16 protein-coding genes are annotated in these 16,817 nt (G+C 47.2%); 7 read left to right on the top strand and 9 right to left on the bottom strand.

The annotated features are described in order from the left end of the window. Nucleotides 1–50: 50 nt before the first annotated feature. Together NYE38_RS02870 and NYE38_RS02865 are read right to left on the bottom strand one after the other, a co-directional pair. A complete protein-coding gene (locus NYE38_RS02870) occupies nucleotides 51–1,244 on the bottom strand; it encodes a macrolide family glycosyltransferase (protein WP_012116955.1) in 1,194 nt (397 codons plus the stop codon). A gap of 142 nt (nucleotides 1,245–1,386) precedes the next feature. Then, complete coding sequence (locus NYE38_RS02865; protein WP_025650286.1) at nucleotides 1,387–2,073, bottom strand: GntR family transcriptional regulator; 687 nt, start codon at nucleotides 2,071–2,073, stop codon at nucleotides 1,387–1,389. A 182-nt stretch (nucleotides 2,074–2,255) separates the two neighbouring features. On the opposite strand from NYE38_RS02865, the gene NYE38_RS02860 reads away from it, so the two are divergent. Continuing rightward, on the top strand, nucleotides 2,256–3,314 hold the full coding sequence (locus NYE38_RS02860) for a tartrate dehydrogenase (protein ID WP_017419170.1): 1,059 nt from the start codon (nucleotides 2,256–2,258) through the stop codon (nucleotides 3,312–3,314). A 47-nt stretch (nucleotides 3,315–3,361) separates the two neighbouring features. On the opposite strand, the gene NYE38_RS02855 is transcribed toward NYE38_RS02860, so the two are convergent. From NYE38_RS02855 to NYE38_RS02840, 4 genes are all read right to left on the bottom strand, one after another. Further along, the gene (locus NYE38_RS02855) at nucleotides 3,362–4,144 is read right to left on the bottom strand and encodes a class I SAM-dependent methyltransferase (RefSeq protein ID WP_017419171.1); all 783 of its coding nucleotides are present in this window, start codon (nucleotides 4,142–4,144) and stop codon (nucleotides 3,362–3,364) included. Between the two features lie 35 nt (nucleotides 4,145–4,179). After that, nucleotides 4,180–4,797, bottom strand: a complete 618-nt coding sequence (locus NYE38_RS02850) for an NUDIX hydrolase (protein ID WP_017419172.1) — start codon at nucleotides 4,795–4,797, stop codon at nucleotides 4,180–4,182. 163 nt (nucleotides 4,798–4,960) lie between these two features. Further along, the gene (locus NYE38_RS02845; protein WP_340801240.1) at nucleotides 4,961–5,833 is read right to left on the bottom strand and encodes a DMT family transporter; all 873 of its coding nucleotides are present in this window, start codon (nucleotides 5,831–5,833) and stop codon (nucleotides 4,961–4,963) included. Between the two features lie 215 nt (nucleotides 5,834–6,048). After that, complete coding sequence (locus tag NYE38_RS02840; protein WP_003156048.1) at nucleotides 6,049–6,870, bottom strand: MerR family transcriptional regulator; 822 nt, start codon at nucleotides 6,868–6,870, stop codon at nucleotides 6,049–6,051. A gap of 131 nt (nucleotides 6,871–7,001) precedes the next feature. Between NYE38_RS02840 and NYE38_RS02835 the strand changes: the two genes are divergently transcribed. Continuing rightward, nucleotides 7,002–7,460, top strand: coding sequence for a GNAT family N-acetyltransferase (locus tag NYE38_RS02835; protein ID WP_017419174.1), 459 nt, complete (start codon nucleotides 7,002–7,004; stop codon nucleotides 7,458–7,460). Nucleotides 7,461–7,617: 157 nt separating this feature from the next. Continuing rightward, entirely contained in the window at nucleotides 7,618–8,361 is a 744-nt protein-coding gene (locus NYE38_RS02830; protein ID WP_017419175.1) for a sulfite exporter TauE/SafE family protein, read from the top strand. Nucleotides 8,362–8,403: 42 nt separating this feature from the next. On the opposite strand, the gene NYE38_RS02825 is transcribed toward NYE38_RS02830, so the two are convergent. Further along, nucleotides 8,404–9,243 carry a helix-turn-helix transcriptional regulator gene (locus NYE38_RS02825; protein WP_014417044.1) on the bottom strand — a complete coding sequence of 280 codons (840 nt, stop codon included), beginning with the start codon at nucleotides 9,241–9,243 and terminating at the stop codon, nucleotides 8,404–8,406. Nucleotides 9,244–9,351: 108 nt separating this feature from the next. On the opposite strand from NYE38_RS02825, the gene fabF reads away from it, so the two are divergent. Further along, nucleotides 9,352–10,587 (top strand): beta-ketoacyl-ACP synthase II, encoded by a 1,236-nt coding sequence (gene fabF, locus NYE38_RS02820; RefSeq protein WP_065180737.1) that lies wholly within the window; start codon nucleotides 9,352–9,354, stop codon nucleotides 10,585–10,587. A 28-nt stretch (nucleotides 10,588–10,615) separates the two neighbouring features. Here the strand turns inward: fabF and NYE38_RS02815 are convergent, their stop codons facing one another. Together NYE38_RS02815 and NYE38_RS02810 are read right to left on the bottom strand one after the other, a co-directional pair. Further along, complete coding sequence (locus tag NYE38_RS02815; RefSeq protein WP_017419177.1) at nucleotides 10,616–11,827, bottom strand: Bcr/CflA family efflux MFS transporter; 1,212 nt, start codon at nucleotides 11,825–11,827, stop codon at nucleotides 10,616–10,618. Nucleotides 11,828–11,971: 144 nt separating this feature from the next. Further along, nucleotides 11,972–13,105 carry a glycerol dehydrogenase gene (locus NYE38_RS02810; protein WP_065180736.1) on the bottom strand — a complete coding sequence of 378 codons (1,134 nt, stop codon included), beginning with the start codon at nucleotides 13,103–13,105 and terminating at the stop codon, nucleotides 11,972–11,974. A gap of 282 nt (nucleotides 13,106–13,387) precedes the next feature. Here NYE38_RS02810 and NYE38_RS02805 point away from each other — a divergent pair, with 282 nt between their 5' ends. The 3 genes from NYE38_RS02805 to abc-f all read left to right on the top strand — a co-directional run bounded on the left by NYE38_RS02805 (nucleotide 13,388) and on the right by abc-f (nucleotide 16,793). After that, a complete protein-coding gene (locus NYE38_RS02805) occupies nucleotides 13,388–14,245 on the top strand; it encodes a YitT family protein (protein ID WP_003156057.1) in 858 nt (285 codons plus the stop codon). A 115-nt stretch (nucleotides 14,246–14,360) separates the two neighbouring features. Beyond that, complete coding sequence (locus NYE38_RS02800) at nucleotides 14,361–14,888, top strand: GNAT family protein (protein ID WP_340801246.1); 528 nt, start codon at nucleotides 14,361–14,363, stop codon at nucleotides 14,886–14,888. A 276-nt stretch (nucleotides 14,889–15,164) separates the two neighbouring features. Beyond that, on the top strand, nucleotides 15,165–16,793 hold the full coding sequence (gene abc-f / locus NYE38_RS02795; RefSeq protein ID WP_014417038.1) for an ABC-F type ribosomal protection protein: 1,629 nt from the start codon (nucleotides 15,165–15,167) through the stop codon (nucleotides 16,791–16,793). The last annotated feature ends 24 nt before the right edge of the window (nucleotides 16,794–16,817 follow it).

Below are 16,817 nucleotides of genomic sequence, written 5' to 3'. Positions count from 1 at the left end.
TATAAAAAGCCTGTTTCCCTTTTGCAGAGGAAACAGGCTTTTTCCATGTATTATTGAGCATGTTTTTGTTCAATAAACCGATCGATCCGGGCCAGAACATCCTTCATGTCCGTACATTCTTTAAAGCTTTCATTAATGGCTTGAATGCCTTGTTTGTATTTTCCGTTATGCAGCACTTCTTCCGCGGCAAGCTTTACCTTTTCAGCGCTCACTTCATCTTTTTGCACGGTATAGCCTGCATCCAATTCAGTCAGGCGGCGCGCAACCATCGGCTGGTCTTTATCGTGCGGGATGACGACCAGCGGCACTTGATAATGAATGCCTTCATTTACACTGTTCATTCCGCCATGCGTGACAAACACGTCGGCTTGCTCCAGCACTTCAAGCTGCGGCACGTACGGGGCGATGATAAAGTTTTCCGGCGCCTGTTTGATTTTCGACAGATCGGCTTTTTCCCCGGCGGCAATGACTACTTTTCCTTCAAAATCTGAGAACGCGTCTATGCACAGATTGAAAAACGCTTCCGTGTCCCCGAGCACCGTTCCCATTGAGATATAAATGACTTTTTCATTCTTTAATGAGTCAATCGGGAAGTCGACGCGCCCTTTTCTCTTCGGAAAACTCGGACCGATAAATAAATACTCATCTCCGAATGTCTCACTTTCGGGCTGAAAATACCTGCTTGTATAGACGACGTTCAATTCACCTGTGTTGTTCATAAATTGAACCATGCTGTCAGGGGCGACACCGTATTTGTCTTTCATCTCGGCCAACAGCTCTTCACATTCCCTGTCCGGCTGAAACGGCACGCCCGATTCCGGATGGAGCGGCAGTATTTTCAGACGGTCTTCATTGAACAGGAAGGATGCTGAAGAAGAGATGCCGGGGATGTTGAGATAATCCCGCACCAGCTCTCCCGCACCGAATTTATCATAATAGACGGCGTCGAATTGAATGTCCTCTGCCAGCCGCTGCACAATATGTAAAATCTCCAGTGACGTTTTGATATGAACCTTTAAAAATGCAAGTATACCGGACGGACTGCCGGGATCAATAGGTGTCATTCTGAGCAGATCGCTGTGAAGATGAACTTTCGCCCCTACTCCTTCCAGTCTGCTTTTGTATTTTTCCGTTGAGATATAATGAACGTGATCGCCCCGTTCGCTGAAGGCCTTTGTCATACCCAAAGTCGGGTTTACGTGTCCTTCTGCGGGAAAATTGATCATCAGAATATGTTTCGCCATTTTTCAAACTCCTTTGCCTTTTTTGCGTCTCTTCCATATCCATCATAAATGACGCGGAAAAAATCATGCAAGGAACATCCGTCAGGTCTTTATGACGGTTCGATGACATCGGCAAAAAAAAAGACAAGGCTTTTCACCTTGTCTATCGTGATGATTCGTCTGTTTCTCCCGCTTTGAGCACGCCTTTCAGATGTTCTTCATCATGCTTGAGATGCTCCGTCATATATTGCACGGCTTTTGTTTTATCGCCCTTTTTTATTTCTTCAAAGACTTTCCGGTGCTCATGCAGGATAACCTCCGCACGGTCATCGCCTTTAAAATTAAGAACTCTGCAAAAATGAATCAGCACATTGACATGCTCAAGCAGCATGGCCAGCCGGCTGTTGCGGCTGAAATCCACAAGGAGCCGATGAAACGACTCGTTTAAGGAAATAATCTCAGTCTCTTTGACGCCTTTATTGATGGCTTCTTCCGTCTCCCGCAGCTGTTTTTCAATGAGGTCCATTTCACTCTCAGCCGCTTCATCAATAACGAGTTCGACCGCCAGTGATTCAAGTGACATTCTGATTTTATAAATCTCTTCAACATCCTTAACGGACAAAGAATAAATGACAAAGCCGTTTCGATCGTCTGCCGTCAAAAGCCCGTCCTTTTCAAGGAGCCGCATGGCTTCTCTGACCGGCGACCGGCTGACTCCGAAATCCTTGGCCAGCTGAGTCTCATTCAGCCGTTCACCCGGTTTAAAAATCCCGTCAAATATCATTTTTTTCAATTGGGAATAAAATTGCAGATAATACGGGATTGGCTTATCTAATTTAAAATTATCCATCTTTCCTACCTCTTCATACAATTTAGGCCTTATTGTTACCAAGATCATATAACAGTTTATCTATGGAAGCAACATTCCCGAGCTTGTCAGCATATCGGATGTGGCGTAATATGGAATTATAGCGAACGACGGTCGACGGTCTGCCGTAAACCGAAAACAATTCATTCAGAGGTGACGGAAACATGAAAACTTACAAAATTGCCAGCATACCGGGGGACGGTGTGGGGAAAGAAACAGTTCCGCAAGCGGAGCGGGTGTTGAACGCGATCGCCGAATTACATGGAGGCATTGCCTTTGATTTCACTTCTTTTCCGTGGAGCTGCGAGTATTATTTGGAGCACGGGACTATGATGCCGGATGATGGATTAGAAACGTTACAGCACTTTGATGCTTTGTTTTTGGGAGCGGTGGGGAATCAAAAACTCGTCCCCGATCATGTTTCGCTGTGGGGGCTGCTCATCAAGATACGCCGGGAATTTGAACAGGTGATTAATGTGCGGCCGGCAAAGCTCCTGCCGGGAATCACTTCCCCCCTCGTTAACCCGAAGGATTTTGATCTGATAGTCGTCCGCGAAAACAGTGAGGGCGAGTACAGCTCTGTCGGCGGCAGAATCTATCAGGGTGAGGACGAAATCGCCATACAAAACGCGGTCTTTTCCCGCCGGGGTACGGAAAGAGTGATGCGGTATGCTTTCGAACTGGCGGCAAGTCGGCGGAAACACGTCACAAGCGCGACGAAATCAAACGGTATTATTCACTCGATGCCGTTCTGGGATGACATCTTTAAAGAGGTCAGCCGGGAGTACGCCGGGATTGAGACGGATTCCCAGCATATCGATGCACTGGCGGCCTTCTTTGTCACGCAGCCGGAACGCTTTGATGTCATTGTCGCTTCGAATCTGTTCGGAGATGTGCTGACAGATATCGGCGCGGCGATTATGGGAAGCGTCGGAATCGCTCCCGCAGCCAACATCAATGTAAACGGCAAATATCCTTCCATGTTTGAGCCTGTTCACGGCTCCGCCCCGGATATTGTCGGAAAAGGAATTGCCAATCCTATAGGCCAAATATGGACGGCGAAATTAATGCTCGATTCATTCGGAGAAGAGGAACTGGGCCATCTCCTCTTACAATCTATTGAAACGGTCACAAACAGCGGCATTCTGACTCCTGATGTCGGCGGAAAACATTCAGCGGAAGACGTCACTTCCGCTATTATTTCTCAAATCAAGAACAGATAATACGAAAAAACCGCGGGCAGGAAAACTGCACAGCGGTTTTTTTCGTCTCAGACGGGACGGACCGCACAGAAACAGGCCGATTCACCTGTGAAGCACGCAATACGGCCTGATTGATCCTTTTCTACAGAAAAAAACCGCTGTATATCACGAGGAGCATCCAGCATCTGTTTTTCCAGTAATGCGGCTTTCTCTTCAGTCAGGCCTGCCCGTTCACACCAGACGGTAAATTGAAATGGTTTCAAAAAGCAGACAGCGGATTCAATCCGGAAGCCGGCTGTCTCCAGAAAACGGAGCCATTCTGTTTTTTTCCACGCCCGAAAGTGGCTCTGATCCCGTTTCTTTTCAATGTCATTATAAAAATGGTCATATTCATCCTTTTCAGGTGCGGTATTGTCAATGAGAAGCAGTCTGCCGCCCGGTTTGACAACCCGAAACGCTTCATGAACAAAGGCTCTGACATCGGGAAAATGATGCGCCGCGATTCTGCATGTGACGATATCGAAAGCAGCATCGGCAAACGGCATCTTTTCAGCATCGCCTTTTTCGAATGACACGTTCGTCCATCCGTTTCCGGTTATAAATGCTTCAGCGGCTGCTAACATTTCTTCCGTGAGGTCATATGCGATAACAGAGCGTACGAGAGGAGCGAGAGCGTTAGCCGTATGTCCGCCTCCCGTCGCGATATCCAGCACGTCCATATGCTTTTCGGCACCGGAAGCTGAAACGAGATACGCCAAATCCTCTCCTGCGGCGTGTCCTGGACTAGTCACATATTTCGCGGCGTTTTTGGCAAATTGCCGCTGCGCCTGCTGTTTAATTGAATCCTCCATGATACTCGGGCCCCCTTTTCTTTCTGTTTGCTGCCTTAATCAAAATAAACGGGTTCATCCGGATGTTTGAGATATGCAAACATCCTTTCAATCTGACTTTCCGTATTGCGGGCTTCAGATAGCGGCGGCAGTTCCGTTTCCGCAAAAAAGCCGGCCGCGCTTGTTTCCGTTCCCTCCCTGAGCCGGCCGCCGATGATCTCGCATTTGATAAACACTTTGTAAACGTGGGCGGCGGACGACGGATGGGAATGGCATTTCTTATCCATTACAGCTAACAGTTTAACGGGCTTTACGTCGATTCCCGACTCCTCCTTTACTTCTTTGACAGCGGTCTCGCCCGGTGAAATCCCGATATCAGCCCACCCGCCCGGCAGCGCCCATCTGCCGTCGCTTTTCTCTCTTACCATTAATATGCTCTGATCTTTAAAAACTGCCGCTCTGATATCAACTTTCGGAGTGGGATAGCCCTTGTCACCGGCGAATACGTCTTTGATGATCCTTTTGTCGATGCCGGTATGATGCGCCATGATATCCACGCTTATTTTTCTTATTTCTTCAAATCTCTCAATATCATATATGTCTTTGGAATAAGCCAGCCCCGCTTGCGCCGCGGATTGAAGCTGTTTTGCCCATTCAAGCCATTTTGGCTCCATTTTTTCACCGCCTTATGTTAATTGACGAACCCCCGAATTGCACCTTGAGAGTACCGGTGCCCATGATCCGTTTCTGCTCCTTGTTTTCTGTTTATGGCGGAGCGAATCCTGCCGGGAAATCAGAAAAAAGCCATTCATTTGCTGAATGGCTTTTTTTCATTTTCTATTTTTCTTTCATGACGAGAACGACGCCTGAAACAATAAGGGCCGCCCCGATCCAGAAGGTTCCTCCGATCGTCTCTCCCAGCAGCAGCCAGCCGAGCAATGTCCCGGAAAGCGGCTGAAAGAAGAAAAACAGACCGCCGCTTGCCGCATTCAGTAATTGCAATCCGCGATTCCAAAGCATGAACGCGCAGGCGGTTGAGATCACACCCAAATATAAAAGTCCGCCCCATATCTCAGGCCGGGCAAGCTGAGACAAAGGAATCTCCTGAAGCGGGCCCGCTGTAAACGGGGTCAGGATGACAAATGCGACGCAAATGGAATACGTTGTGACGACAAGCGGTGAGTAATGGCCGGGAACCCGTTTCATCGGCACGGACATCAAAGCCCATGTCAGCGCCGCAGCCAGAAGCGAGAGACCGCCGAGCTGGCTCGACATATCGAGATCTCCGTTCCCCACAATGAGCAATACTCCGATCGTCGCCAGCCCTGTCGCTATTCCTTTTTTCAGCGTTAACCGCTCTTTCAACATCAGCCGGGCAAATACAACCATAAATGCGGGAGTGGATGCCGTAATAATCGCACCCATCTGCGCGGTTGATAATTTCGTGCCGATTTCCTGCGTGACGATCGAAATCGTGTTGCCGATCAATCCGATCGCAGCGATCAGTAATAAATCACGTTTATGAACTTTCCAGGATTGGCGTGTAAACAAACTGAGAATCAAAAGCGAAAGAAGCGCCACCGCATATCTCAGCCATACCAGTTCAAGCGGCGGAATGACCGCTACCACAACTTTTACAACGACATACATACCGCCCCAGATACTGGCGGCCAATGCCAAATAAATCGAACCGAACAATGTATTTTTCAATTTGATGCACCCTCCGTTATCATATTAGGTCACGTCATATGCCCTAACGGAGAGAAGCGCAGTCACTTTTCTCCATTAAGGGCGGAGAAGTGCTGCCGGTACATCATGTTCAAATAAGGGCGCTAGAAACATATCGTGTTTCACCTCAATTGCAATCTGATTTTTCTCATTATACAAGGTTTGTTAGAAGACGTAAACGAACGGCGTCACCGGCTTTATCGATTGCGGACTTGCAGCTGGATTCTTGTGATCTGATTGTCAAACCCGTCCGCCACAACCTCATCAAGCATATATTCTTCATATGCATAATCGCCCATTTCCAGCCCATACTCTTCAATAAACTGCATGATGCTGCGGTAAGCCGCTTCCGCTTCATCCCCTATTTGGTACCCGACGGCATAAAGCCCTTTCGGCTTAATATGGAGGTCTCTATTCTCTATGCCTTCTTCTGTCTTCATATAAAAATGGGTGTAGTTGTAGAATTCTTTTTTCAGAATCTGCTCCCGCGCAAACAGTCCGCCGACCGGGTGCCCCTGATCGAGCTCATGTACCCGCATATAACGGATCAATTCGGAAATGGCGGCAGTGTATTGCCGTTCTGGCAAATGGAGTACGGGTCGTCCTATCATAAGTGTCTCTTCATCTAATCGCTGCAATGAGACGGAGGAAAAGTCTGTCTCCAAGGCTTGTTCGGTCAGCTTCACCTTTGTCTGAATCATCCTTTGCAGGTGCTCCAGCTTTTTGATTTTGCTTTCGATTTCTGAAGATTTCTCTTTTAAAAGTGTGATGATACCCTCAGGGGTTTTGTCTGTTAAGAGCGGTTTGATCTGCTTCAAGGGCACGCCGACCTCCTTAAACAGGCCGATGACCTGGAACAGTTCGAATTGATGATAGGAATAGTATCTGTATCCGTTCGCTTTTTTGATTTCCGGAGAAAGCAGGCCGATCTCGTCATAATGGAACAGGGTTTGTTTTTTTACGTGGCACAGTTTTGCAAATTCACCCGTTGTGAAGTATTTTCTGACGTCTTCGCTCATAATGCCTCCTTGACTATACGGTAACCATATCCTTTATGATGATCATTGTATCCGAGAGAAGGCTGATTCACAAATGGCTTACGCAATGAAAGCTTTACCGTCTCAAAAAAAGCGGAAGAGGAGTAACAAGTATGACGATTGAAATCAGAACAGTCACGGAAGAAAACCGTGCCGATATACTGGCGCTTCATGTAAGTGAAAGCCAGACTTCATTTATTGAAACCGCGGAAGAGTGCTTACAAGATGCTGAGGATTGCCGGCATTATCAGCCGGCCGGTCTTTATGTTAACGGGGAATTGGTCGGCTTTGCCATGTACGGATGGTTTCCGGAATATGATGAGGAAAATGAAAACGGAAGAGTGTGGCTTGACCGTTTTTTTATTGATGAACGTTATCAGGGACGGGGATTGGGCAAGCTGTTGCTTGATGCCCTTATCCGCCATCTCGTTCGAATATATGATTGCAGACGGATTTATTTAAGCCTGTTTGAAGATAACGTGCATGCATTGCGGCTTTATCAAAAATTCGGCTTCTTATTCAATGGAGAGCTGGACTCAAACGGGGAAAAAGTGATGGTGAAAGAGCTGTAAACCCTCTGTATAAAAGCGATTCGTCTTCTTGCCAATACCTTAAATTTAAGGTAACATAAAGATATCAGACGACGGTCGACGGACTACGGTCGATTATTAGAACCTGATACAGCGGAGCGGAACATGGTGATCAGGCATCTAAATGGAGGAGAAGATTGTGCTTATTATACTCGTTATGTTTCTTCTCGGGATTATTCTCGGGTTTATCGGCGCCGGGGGAGCCGGTTTTGTCATTGCACTTTTAACTATACTGTTTCACGTACCGATTCATACGGCTTTGGGCACCTCCCTCGCCGGAATGGCTTTCACAAGTTTGTCGGGGGCTTTCAGCCACTACCGTGAAGGCAATATTCAGATGAAGATCGGCCTCATCGTCGGCGTTTTTGCGGCATTCGGTTCGTTTTTCGGGGCAAGGCTTACTTCTCTTATCCCCGCAGATTTGCTGCATTACTTGACGGCGGGCATGCTGTTTTTATCTGCTCTGCTTATTTTAGTCCGGTTATTTCTTGTAAAAGAAACACATGAAGATTCCGGACGGCAAAGCAATCTGAATATATGGGTGAAAGCCGTTGTACTCGGTGTCATCGCAGGAATCTTGTCCGGAACATTCGGGATCGGCTCTGCCCCTTTCATCCAAATCGGCTTAATGATTCTTTTGCGCTTATCCATCCGCCAGTCGGTCGGCACCACCATGCTTGTCATTATCCCGCTTGCGGTCGGCGGAGGACTCGGTTATGTGACGGAAGGATTTGTCGATTATATGCTGTTGGTCAAAGTGCTGATCGGAACGATGTGCGGCGCATATGTCGGAGCGAAATTCACCAACCTCGTGCCGAAAGTCATTCTGAAATCAGCCATCTTTTTAACACCGGCCATCGCCGGTCTCATGCTTTTATTTTAAACTGAAAACGGGAGGCGGCCGCCTCCCGTTTTTTTCTGTTCTTCACCTGTTTTCGAAGAGCTTTTTCAGCTTTGCTTCCGTTTCGGTATGATCTACCGGCGTATACACACTGCAGCGCAGATCACTGTTGCCCTGAACCTGAAATGAAGTCAGGTTAAAGACCATTTTTCCCGCCTTCGCGTGGCGGAACTCAATTAATACTTCGGGTGCCGAGCTGACTTCGCTCTCATTCCACAGCGTATGAAATTCCGAATACGTTTTCTCCATTTCTTCTATAAACTGAGAATACCACGTATCAGCTACATACTGGCCGTAATACGTTCTGAAAATGGCGATGAATCCTTTCACAAAGTGCTCCCAGTTCACGGCTAAACTTCTTAATTCTTTTCTGGAAAACAATAGCTCTATGAGATTCCGTTTTTCAGGAGGAATTTGTTCAAAATCTAAAAACACGTGAGCCGCGGCCTGGTTCCATCCTACGATATGACAACGCCTGTCCGAGATAATGGTGGGACAATAACGGAGCTCCTGCAGGATTTTTGAAAGCGACGGGCTGATAACCGCTTCTTCCTCCGCGGTAAACGGCTGCTTCACGCCCTCCTCAATGGCAAGCGCGTATAAATAATTTCTCTCATCTTTGTTGAGCTGCAGCGCATCGGAAACGGCGTCCAATACGGCTGCGGACACTTTAATGTCTCTGCCCTGCTCCAGCCACGTATACCACGTGGTGCTTACGCCGGCTAATTGCGCGACCTCTTCTCTTCGGAGTCCGGGCGTTCTTCTCCGTGTGCCCATCGGCAGCCCGGCCATCTGCGGAGAAATTTTGGCCCGCTGCGTTTTTAAAAACTCTGAAAGCGCCTGCAATCTTCCTTCTGGTATCATACCGAATCTCTCCTCTCTTACCCTGGTATTCATTATACTAGGATAATCAACAACTTGTAATAGGATAATTGCGAGTTACAATAAATACATACTGAAGGAGGAATGACCATGAAAAGAGTTGTGATCACCGGAATGGGAGTGATTTCACCTCTCGGCAATGATGTGCATACATTTTGGAAACACCTGACGGAAGGAAAATCGGAAATCTCTTTCATCGATTCGTTTGATGTCTCCGGTTCAAAGACAAAAATAGCCGGTACCGTCCGTGATTTTGACGCAGAAGAAAGATGGGGCAGAAAAGAAGCGAGACGGCTTGACCGTTTCAGCCAGTTTGCTTTAGCGGCAGCGGAACAGGCGCTTGAAAGCTCCGGGATTCAGCTCGATCAGATTGACCGTGAACGCCTCGGCGTGTACGTCGGTTCGGGAATCGGCGGCATCACGACTTTGATTGATAACGTTCATACTTTAAATGAACGGGGAGCGCGAAAAGTGAGCCCGAGCCTTGTCCCCATGATGATCTCAAACGCGGCCGCCGCTCAAATCAGCATCAGATTAGGCGCGCTCGGCCCCTCACTTTCTCCCGTCACCGCGTGTTCCATCGGCAATACGTCGATCGGGGAAGCATTCAACGCCATTCGGAATGATGACGCAGATATCATGTTTGCCGGGGGAGCGGAAGCGGCGATTACGAATTTGTCATTAGCCAGCTTCGGCAATGCCCACGCGCTGTCAGCGAGAAACGAAGACCCCGCCGCGGCAAGCCGGCCGTTTGACGCGGATCGCGATGGGTTTGTCATGAGTGAAGGCGCGGGCATCTTAGTATTGGAATCATTGGATAGCGCAATCGGCAGAAATGCCCCGATCCTTTGTGAGGTGCTCGGCTACGGCGCAAGCTCTGACGCCTATCATATGGTAGCCTCCCATCCGGAAGGAACGGGCGCATACCTGGCGATGAAAAACGCTTTGAAAAAGGCGAACGTTTCAGCGGAAGACATTGATGTCGTAAGCGGCCATGCGACAAGCACAAAAGCCGGAGATCTTTCTGAAACATTGGCCATCAAGACATTATTCGGGGAGCTTGCCTATGACATTCCGGTTACGGCCAACAAATCAATGCTCGGCCACATGCTTGGCGCGGCAGGCGGCGTTGAAGCCATCGCTCTGACAGAAAGCCTGAGACACGGCATCATTCCGCCGACGATCAATCTGCAGCACCCTGATTCGGCATGTGATTTGGACTATGTAGCAGACGGGCCCCGCCAGCAATCGTTAACGATAGGCCTTTCCAACTCATTCGGCTTTGGCGGGCATAATTCGGCGATCGTGCTGAAGAAATATGAATAGCGGGCATCAAAAAAAGGAGTGAATCATTTCACTCCTTTTTTGCTTTCTCCGGTTTTGTTGTTAAGGCGAAAAAAGCGATGGAACCGATAACGGATGTCGTGAACATAATTGCCCCCATCGGCACGGCCGTCGCTTCATTCATCCCCACAAGCGGCGACACGATGGAACCGAGAAGAAGCGGAAGCATGCCGAGCAGTGCGCTTGCGCTTCCCGCGCGGTGTCCCTGCTTTTCCATCGCCAATGTAAAGGTGCTTGTCAGCGTCATGCCGATCGTAATCATATAAATAAAAATTGAAATCACCAGTGCCGCCAGCGGCCCGTGAATGATCGTCATGACGAGCAGAACGGCAGTCGCCGTCATCGCTGTAATCACGCCGATTCTCAGCAGGCTTTTTTCGTGAATGATCCCGCCGAAACGCCCGATGATAAAGCTTCCGGTAATGATCGCCAGACCGTTTATGCCGAATAAAACACTGAATACCTGAGGCGATACTCCGTAAATATCCTGATACACGAAAGGCGTTCCGGAGACATACGCAAAGCTCCCGCCGTGAATAAAACCGACCGTCAGCGCATAGCCGATAAATGACCGATCCTTCAGCAGGCTTCCCATTGTCCGCACGGAATTTCCGATGGAGCTCGGAATCCGCTTTTCCGGCGGCAGGGTTTCTGTCAGCTTGAGCGCAATGATGAGAACAAGCAAAAAACCGATAAACGTTAAAAAGAGAAAAATCGTATGCCATGATGCAAACGGAAGCAGTAAAATCGCGCCTCCCGTCATCGGCGCCACCATCGGCGCGACGGCGGTAATGACCATCAGCAGCGAGAAAAATTTAGAAAGCTCTCTTCCCGTAAACACATCTCTGACGATTGCACGGGATAAAACGAGTCCTGCCGAAGCGGTGAACCCTTGAAGAAAACGGGCAATCACTAGTGTTGCAATGTTCGGTGCAAGTGCGCAAAACAGAGAAAACAACGCAAATAAAAAAATACATAGTAATAACGGTTTTCTTCTTCCCTTCGCGTCACTTAACGGGCCGACAACAACCTGTCCGATTGTCAGCCCGATCAGACATGCGGTTAAACTGAGCTGGACAAGCGATGCGCGGGCGCTTAAATCTTCAGCGATTTCAGGGAAACTCGGCAGATACATATCTATATTGAGCGGCCCCAGTATCGCAAGCATTCCGAGAAGAAAAGCCAGCGCAAGCCGCTCCTTACCGGTCGGATTATGCAGCATATCGTTCCCACCTTTCCTTTGTCAATCTCTCAAAACATTTGTATATTGTATCATAATTTTTTCTTTATTTTTAAAAGTTTTCAAAGGGCACAAAAAAACCAAGGGCTGTAACAGCCCTTGGTTCCGGGTCACGCATAAAAGGTTTTACGCGTGTTTTTCTTTAAAAGCTTTTGCGTATTGATCAGCCGCTATAATGGCATCCGCCACGTCGTCAGCCGTCACGTCAAAAGCGGCATGAATCGTTTCTTCTTCAATCGTCGCGGCTTCTGCCACTTTCATAATGTCCTCTTTAGATGCGTCTTTCAATTTGATGTCTTCAAGTGTGACAGGCAGCCCCAAGCTGATATAAAACGCGATATACCGCTCAATTTCCTCAAGCGAACGTTTTTCCAGCGCCAATTGAACGAGCGTGCCGAATGCCACTTTTTCACCGTGGGTCAAGTGATGGATTTCACCTTCAAGCGCGGTAAATCCGTTATGAATGGCATGTGCCGCAGCTAAGCCGCCGCTTTCAAATCCCAGTCCGCTCAGAAGTGTATTGGCTTCAACCACCGCTTCCAATGCGGGCGTAACGGCTTTCGCTTTCACAGACTCATAAGCGAGACGTCCGTATTTGAATAACACCGCTTCACATTTTTCCGCGATAGCTTCTCCGGCGATGGTAGGAATTCCGCCTGCCATCGTTTTACCGCCATTGGCGATGACACTGCGCGCCTCTATCCACGTCGCCATCGCATCGGCAATCCCTGATGCTAAAAAGCGCGGCGGAGCTTCCGCGACGATTTTCGTATCGACCAGAACCAGGTCAGGATTCTTATGATAGAAACGATAGTTTTCGAACGCGCCTTGTTCAGAATACACGACAGACAGCCCGCTTGTCGGAGCATCCGTTGAAGCGGCCGTCGGCACGATAACGGTGTAGCCGTTTATTTCATCTGATACGGCTTTGGCGGTATCAAGCGTTTTACCGCCGCCGACTCCGATGACAATAGTCGCGCCTGCTTTTTCTGCGATGCCGGCAATTCTTTTCATTTCTTCCTGGGAGGCTTCGCCGTTGAAAACCGCCTCTTCAGAAGAAATATTGCTTTTCTTTAATTCAGCCGTCACCTTGTGGCCCGCGATATCCCATACGGTTTTGTCCGCAATGACGACGGCTTTTTCACCAATGCCCTCCAGATGTCCGCCGATCGTTTCAATGGCGTTTTTTCCCTGCACGTATTTGGCCGGACTGATAAAAATTCGTTCCAATGTCATCATCCCTTCTTCGTTGTCTTTCATTACATTTCTCTTATTGATAGAGCAGAAATGAAAACTCTTCTGATATAATTCCTCGTTTTAACTTGATTTAAACCTCATATACACTGCAGAAAAATCAATTTTCACGGCATTGACAAGATGTGAAGGTGTCTATATAATCTTCGATATTGAAGCTGATCATTCTTTACTGAATGAACAAACGAGATTGTGAATGATTCGTCTTAAAAATTATTTAGTTCTGCTGGATAATTTTTGAGGCGTTTTTGTTTTTTATATATTTTTGACTGCAGAGGAGGTTTGCACATGAAGAACATTTGCAAGGATATACTGATGATTATGGCCGGAGCCTTTCTTATTGCGGCGTCCGTGGAATTTTTCGTCATCCCGAATCATTTAGGGGACGGCAGCACCGTGGGAATCGCTCTCGTGTTATATTATCTTTTCCATATACCTGCAAGTATTACGACTCTGGTTGTAAATTTGATTTTTATCGGGCTGGCTTATAAATTTTTAACGAAAAAAACGATTTTATACACGATACTCGGTACGGGGATGACTTCTGTTTTTCTCAGCATCGTCAGCTTTATTCCGTTCGGCGTGCACGACATGGTGCTTGGGATTGTATTCGGCGCTCTGCTGATGGGAGCGGGGCTGGCATTGATCTTTATTGCTGACGGATCTACCGGCGGAACCACGCTTTTGGCGTATTTATTAAATTACACAAAGGGCTTTAACATCTCCAAAAGCATGTTTTATATGGATTGTGTCATCATTTTCGCATCCGTTTTAGCGATCGGCATCAATCACATGCTGTATACGTTTATATTCGTATATCTGTGCGCCAAAATCGTCGATATTGTCATTGAGGGTTTCCATAATAAAAAAGCCCTCACCATTATGTCTGACCAATACGAAGAAATCGCCAAAGCCATCACCTCTGAGTACGGCAACGCGGCGACGATTTTTTACGGATACGGGTATTATGGCAGCAAAGACAAGCGCATTATCTATGTCGTCATTAAAAAGAACGAATTGCTGAAAATCAAAAAACATGTTCAAAAAATTGACCCGAAATCATTTATCGTTATTCATGAAGTAAAAGAAGCTGTCGGAGGGCAATTCGGGTTTACAAACCTGCCCGCCGCCGCAAATGAAAAATAACCGCCTGCAGTGTATAGCTGCAGGCTTTTTTTATTCGGCTCTTCCCCGCTCAAAGGTTTTTACATCTTTCAATCGAAGTAGTAAATGAAATCTTTTTGATGGAGGAACATAAAAAATGAATATCAAAACTGACAGGCTCGTCATTCGCACATTTGAACCGGAAGATTGGCAGGATGTCTATGCGTACACATCAAATCCGAATGTCATGAAATATATACCAGAGGGTGTCTTTACCGAAGATGATGCCAGGAAATTCGTTACTGAAAACAGCGGTGAACATGCCGGGAAGTTTCCCGTTTTATTGAAGGATGAGGAAACGGTCATTGGCCACATTGTTTTTTTTCAGTATTTTGGCGATCATACGTATGAAATCGGCTGGGTGTTTCACCCGGAATACCAGGGCAAAGGATATGCTTCAGAGGCGGCGCGCGCCGTGCTGGCATTCGGTTTTAACAAGATGAAATTACACCGGATCATTGCGACATGTAAGCCGGAAAACACGGCTTCGCACCGGGTGATGGAAAAGATCGGGATGAGACGGGAAGGATTTTTTAAAAAATGCATCCCCCATGATAATGAATGGTGGGATGAATATTATTATGCCGTTTTAGAAGAAGAGTGGGAAGTCTCCAATCTGGAATAAAAAGGCTTATACCCTTTGCTTTTACAGATAAGTGTGTGCTACACTGTTTGTAACAAATACGAAGGGATGATGGGTGGACAATGATTAACTAATCTTATTTTGACCGTTTGAAATCAAATATTTCAAATCAGAAAAAATAGGATTAGTCTGCCCATTTTCTATACGATACGAAAGCTATGTGAAAATAGCTTATTTGATCATGCACAGGTACGGCTAATCCTTCCAAATCAATTGGGAGGATTTTTTTGTCCTCCCTTTAAAGCGAGGGATTGACATATGAAAGAAATGTTAAAAATAAGCGGCATCAGTTATGAAATCAACAGCGTTCCCCTTTTTGAACAGATCAGCGCGAGCGTTCAGCAAGGTGACATCATCGGCGTTATCGGTAAAAACGGCGCCGGCAAATCGTTATTGCTGCAATTGATCTGCAATCAAAAAGCGCCGTCACAAGGACAGATTCAGATGATGCAAGATGTGAACATATATATGGTGGAACAAGAAACGGAAGCTTATGATTCCGGCCATCCGGAGCCTGCGGAGGCAGCCTTGTTAGAAAAGTGGAACGTGCCCGCACGCGCCTTTTCGCAATTGAGCGGCGGAGAAAAACTGAAAGCCCGTCTTGCCAAAGGTTTCTCCTCCTCAAGCAGCCTTTTGTTATTAGATGAGCCGACGAACCACCTCGATCAGCACAGTTTAGAAATACTGCTAAATCAGATCAAGAATTACAAAGGCACCATTATTTTCGTTTCGCATGATCGTGCTTTTATAGATGCAGCGGCGACAAAAATCTGGGCCATCGAAGGAAAGAAACTCATTGAACATAAAGGGAATTATTCAAGCTATATGGAGGTCCGCAAACAGAGAAGGCTGACACAGCAGCGGGAATATGAGAATCAGCAAAATATGATCAGACGGATTGAAGCTCAAATGAACGAGCTGAGCGCCTGGTCGAAAAAAGCCCACGCCCAATCAACGAAAATAGAAGGCTTTAAAGAATACCATCGTGTAAAAGCAAAACGCACGGACGCCCAGATTAAATCAAAGCAGAAGCGTCTTGAAAAAGAGCTTGAAAAAGTGAAAGCAGAACCGGTTGAAGCGGAGTATGAAGTCCGTTTTTCCATTGAGCACCGCAAAAAAGCGGGAAAGCGTTTTTTAGAAGTAAGGGATGTCACAAAGTCATATGACGGCCGAACGCTTTTCAAAAACGTGAATTTCACTGTGATGCACGGTGAAAAGATCGCGATTACAGGCCCGAACGGCAGCGGGAAAACAACATTATTGAAGGTCATCCTCGGTCAGGAAAAAGCGCAGGGCGGCATATGGATATCTCCGTCTGCAAATGTCGGATATTTAACCCAGGAAGTATTCGACCTTCCGCTTGATAAAACCCCCGAACAGCTTTTTTACAAAGAAACGTTCGAAGCAAGGGGCAATGTGCAATCCCTCATGAAGCATTTAGGATTTACCGCAGCGCAATGGACGGAACCCATCGGCAAGATGAGCATGGGAGAGCGGGTCAAATGCAAACTGATGGCGTTTATTTTAGAGGAGAAAGATGTGCTGATTCTGGATGAGCCGACAAACCACCTTGATCTGCCGTCACGCGAGCAGCTTGAAGACACTTTGGCCCGATACGACGGAACGCTTATCATCGTATCTCATGATCGCTACTTTCTCGAAAAGACGACGGACATCCGGCTTGATATCTCAAATGGCAGCGTCCGAAAACAATGGAAAGAATCTCCCTCCGTCAGGGACGATGCTGAAGAACTGCGATTAAAGCTTGAAACCGAACGGCAGGAAGTCCTCGGAAAACTCAGCTTCATGACTCCGGCTGATAAACAATATCGTGAGCTTGATCAAAAATTCAAAGAGCTGACGGAAGAAATCAAGAAATTGAAATGAATGTAAAAGCCCGTGATTGTCACG

This window comes from Bacillus sp. EU63, from assembly GCF_038592915.1.
GTDB lineage: Bacteria > Bacillota > Bacilli > Bacillales > Bacillaceae > Bacillus > Bacillus velezensis.
This window is presented reverse-complemented; position numbering and strand designations above follow the sequence as displayed.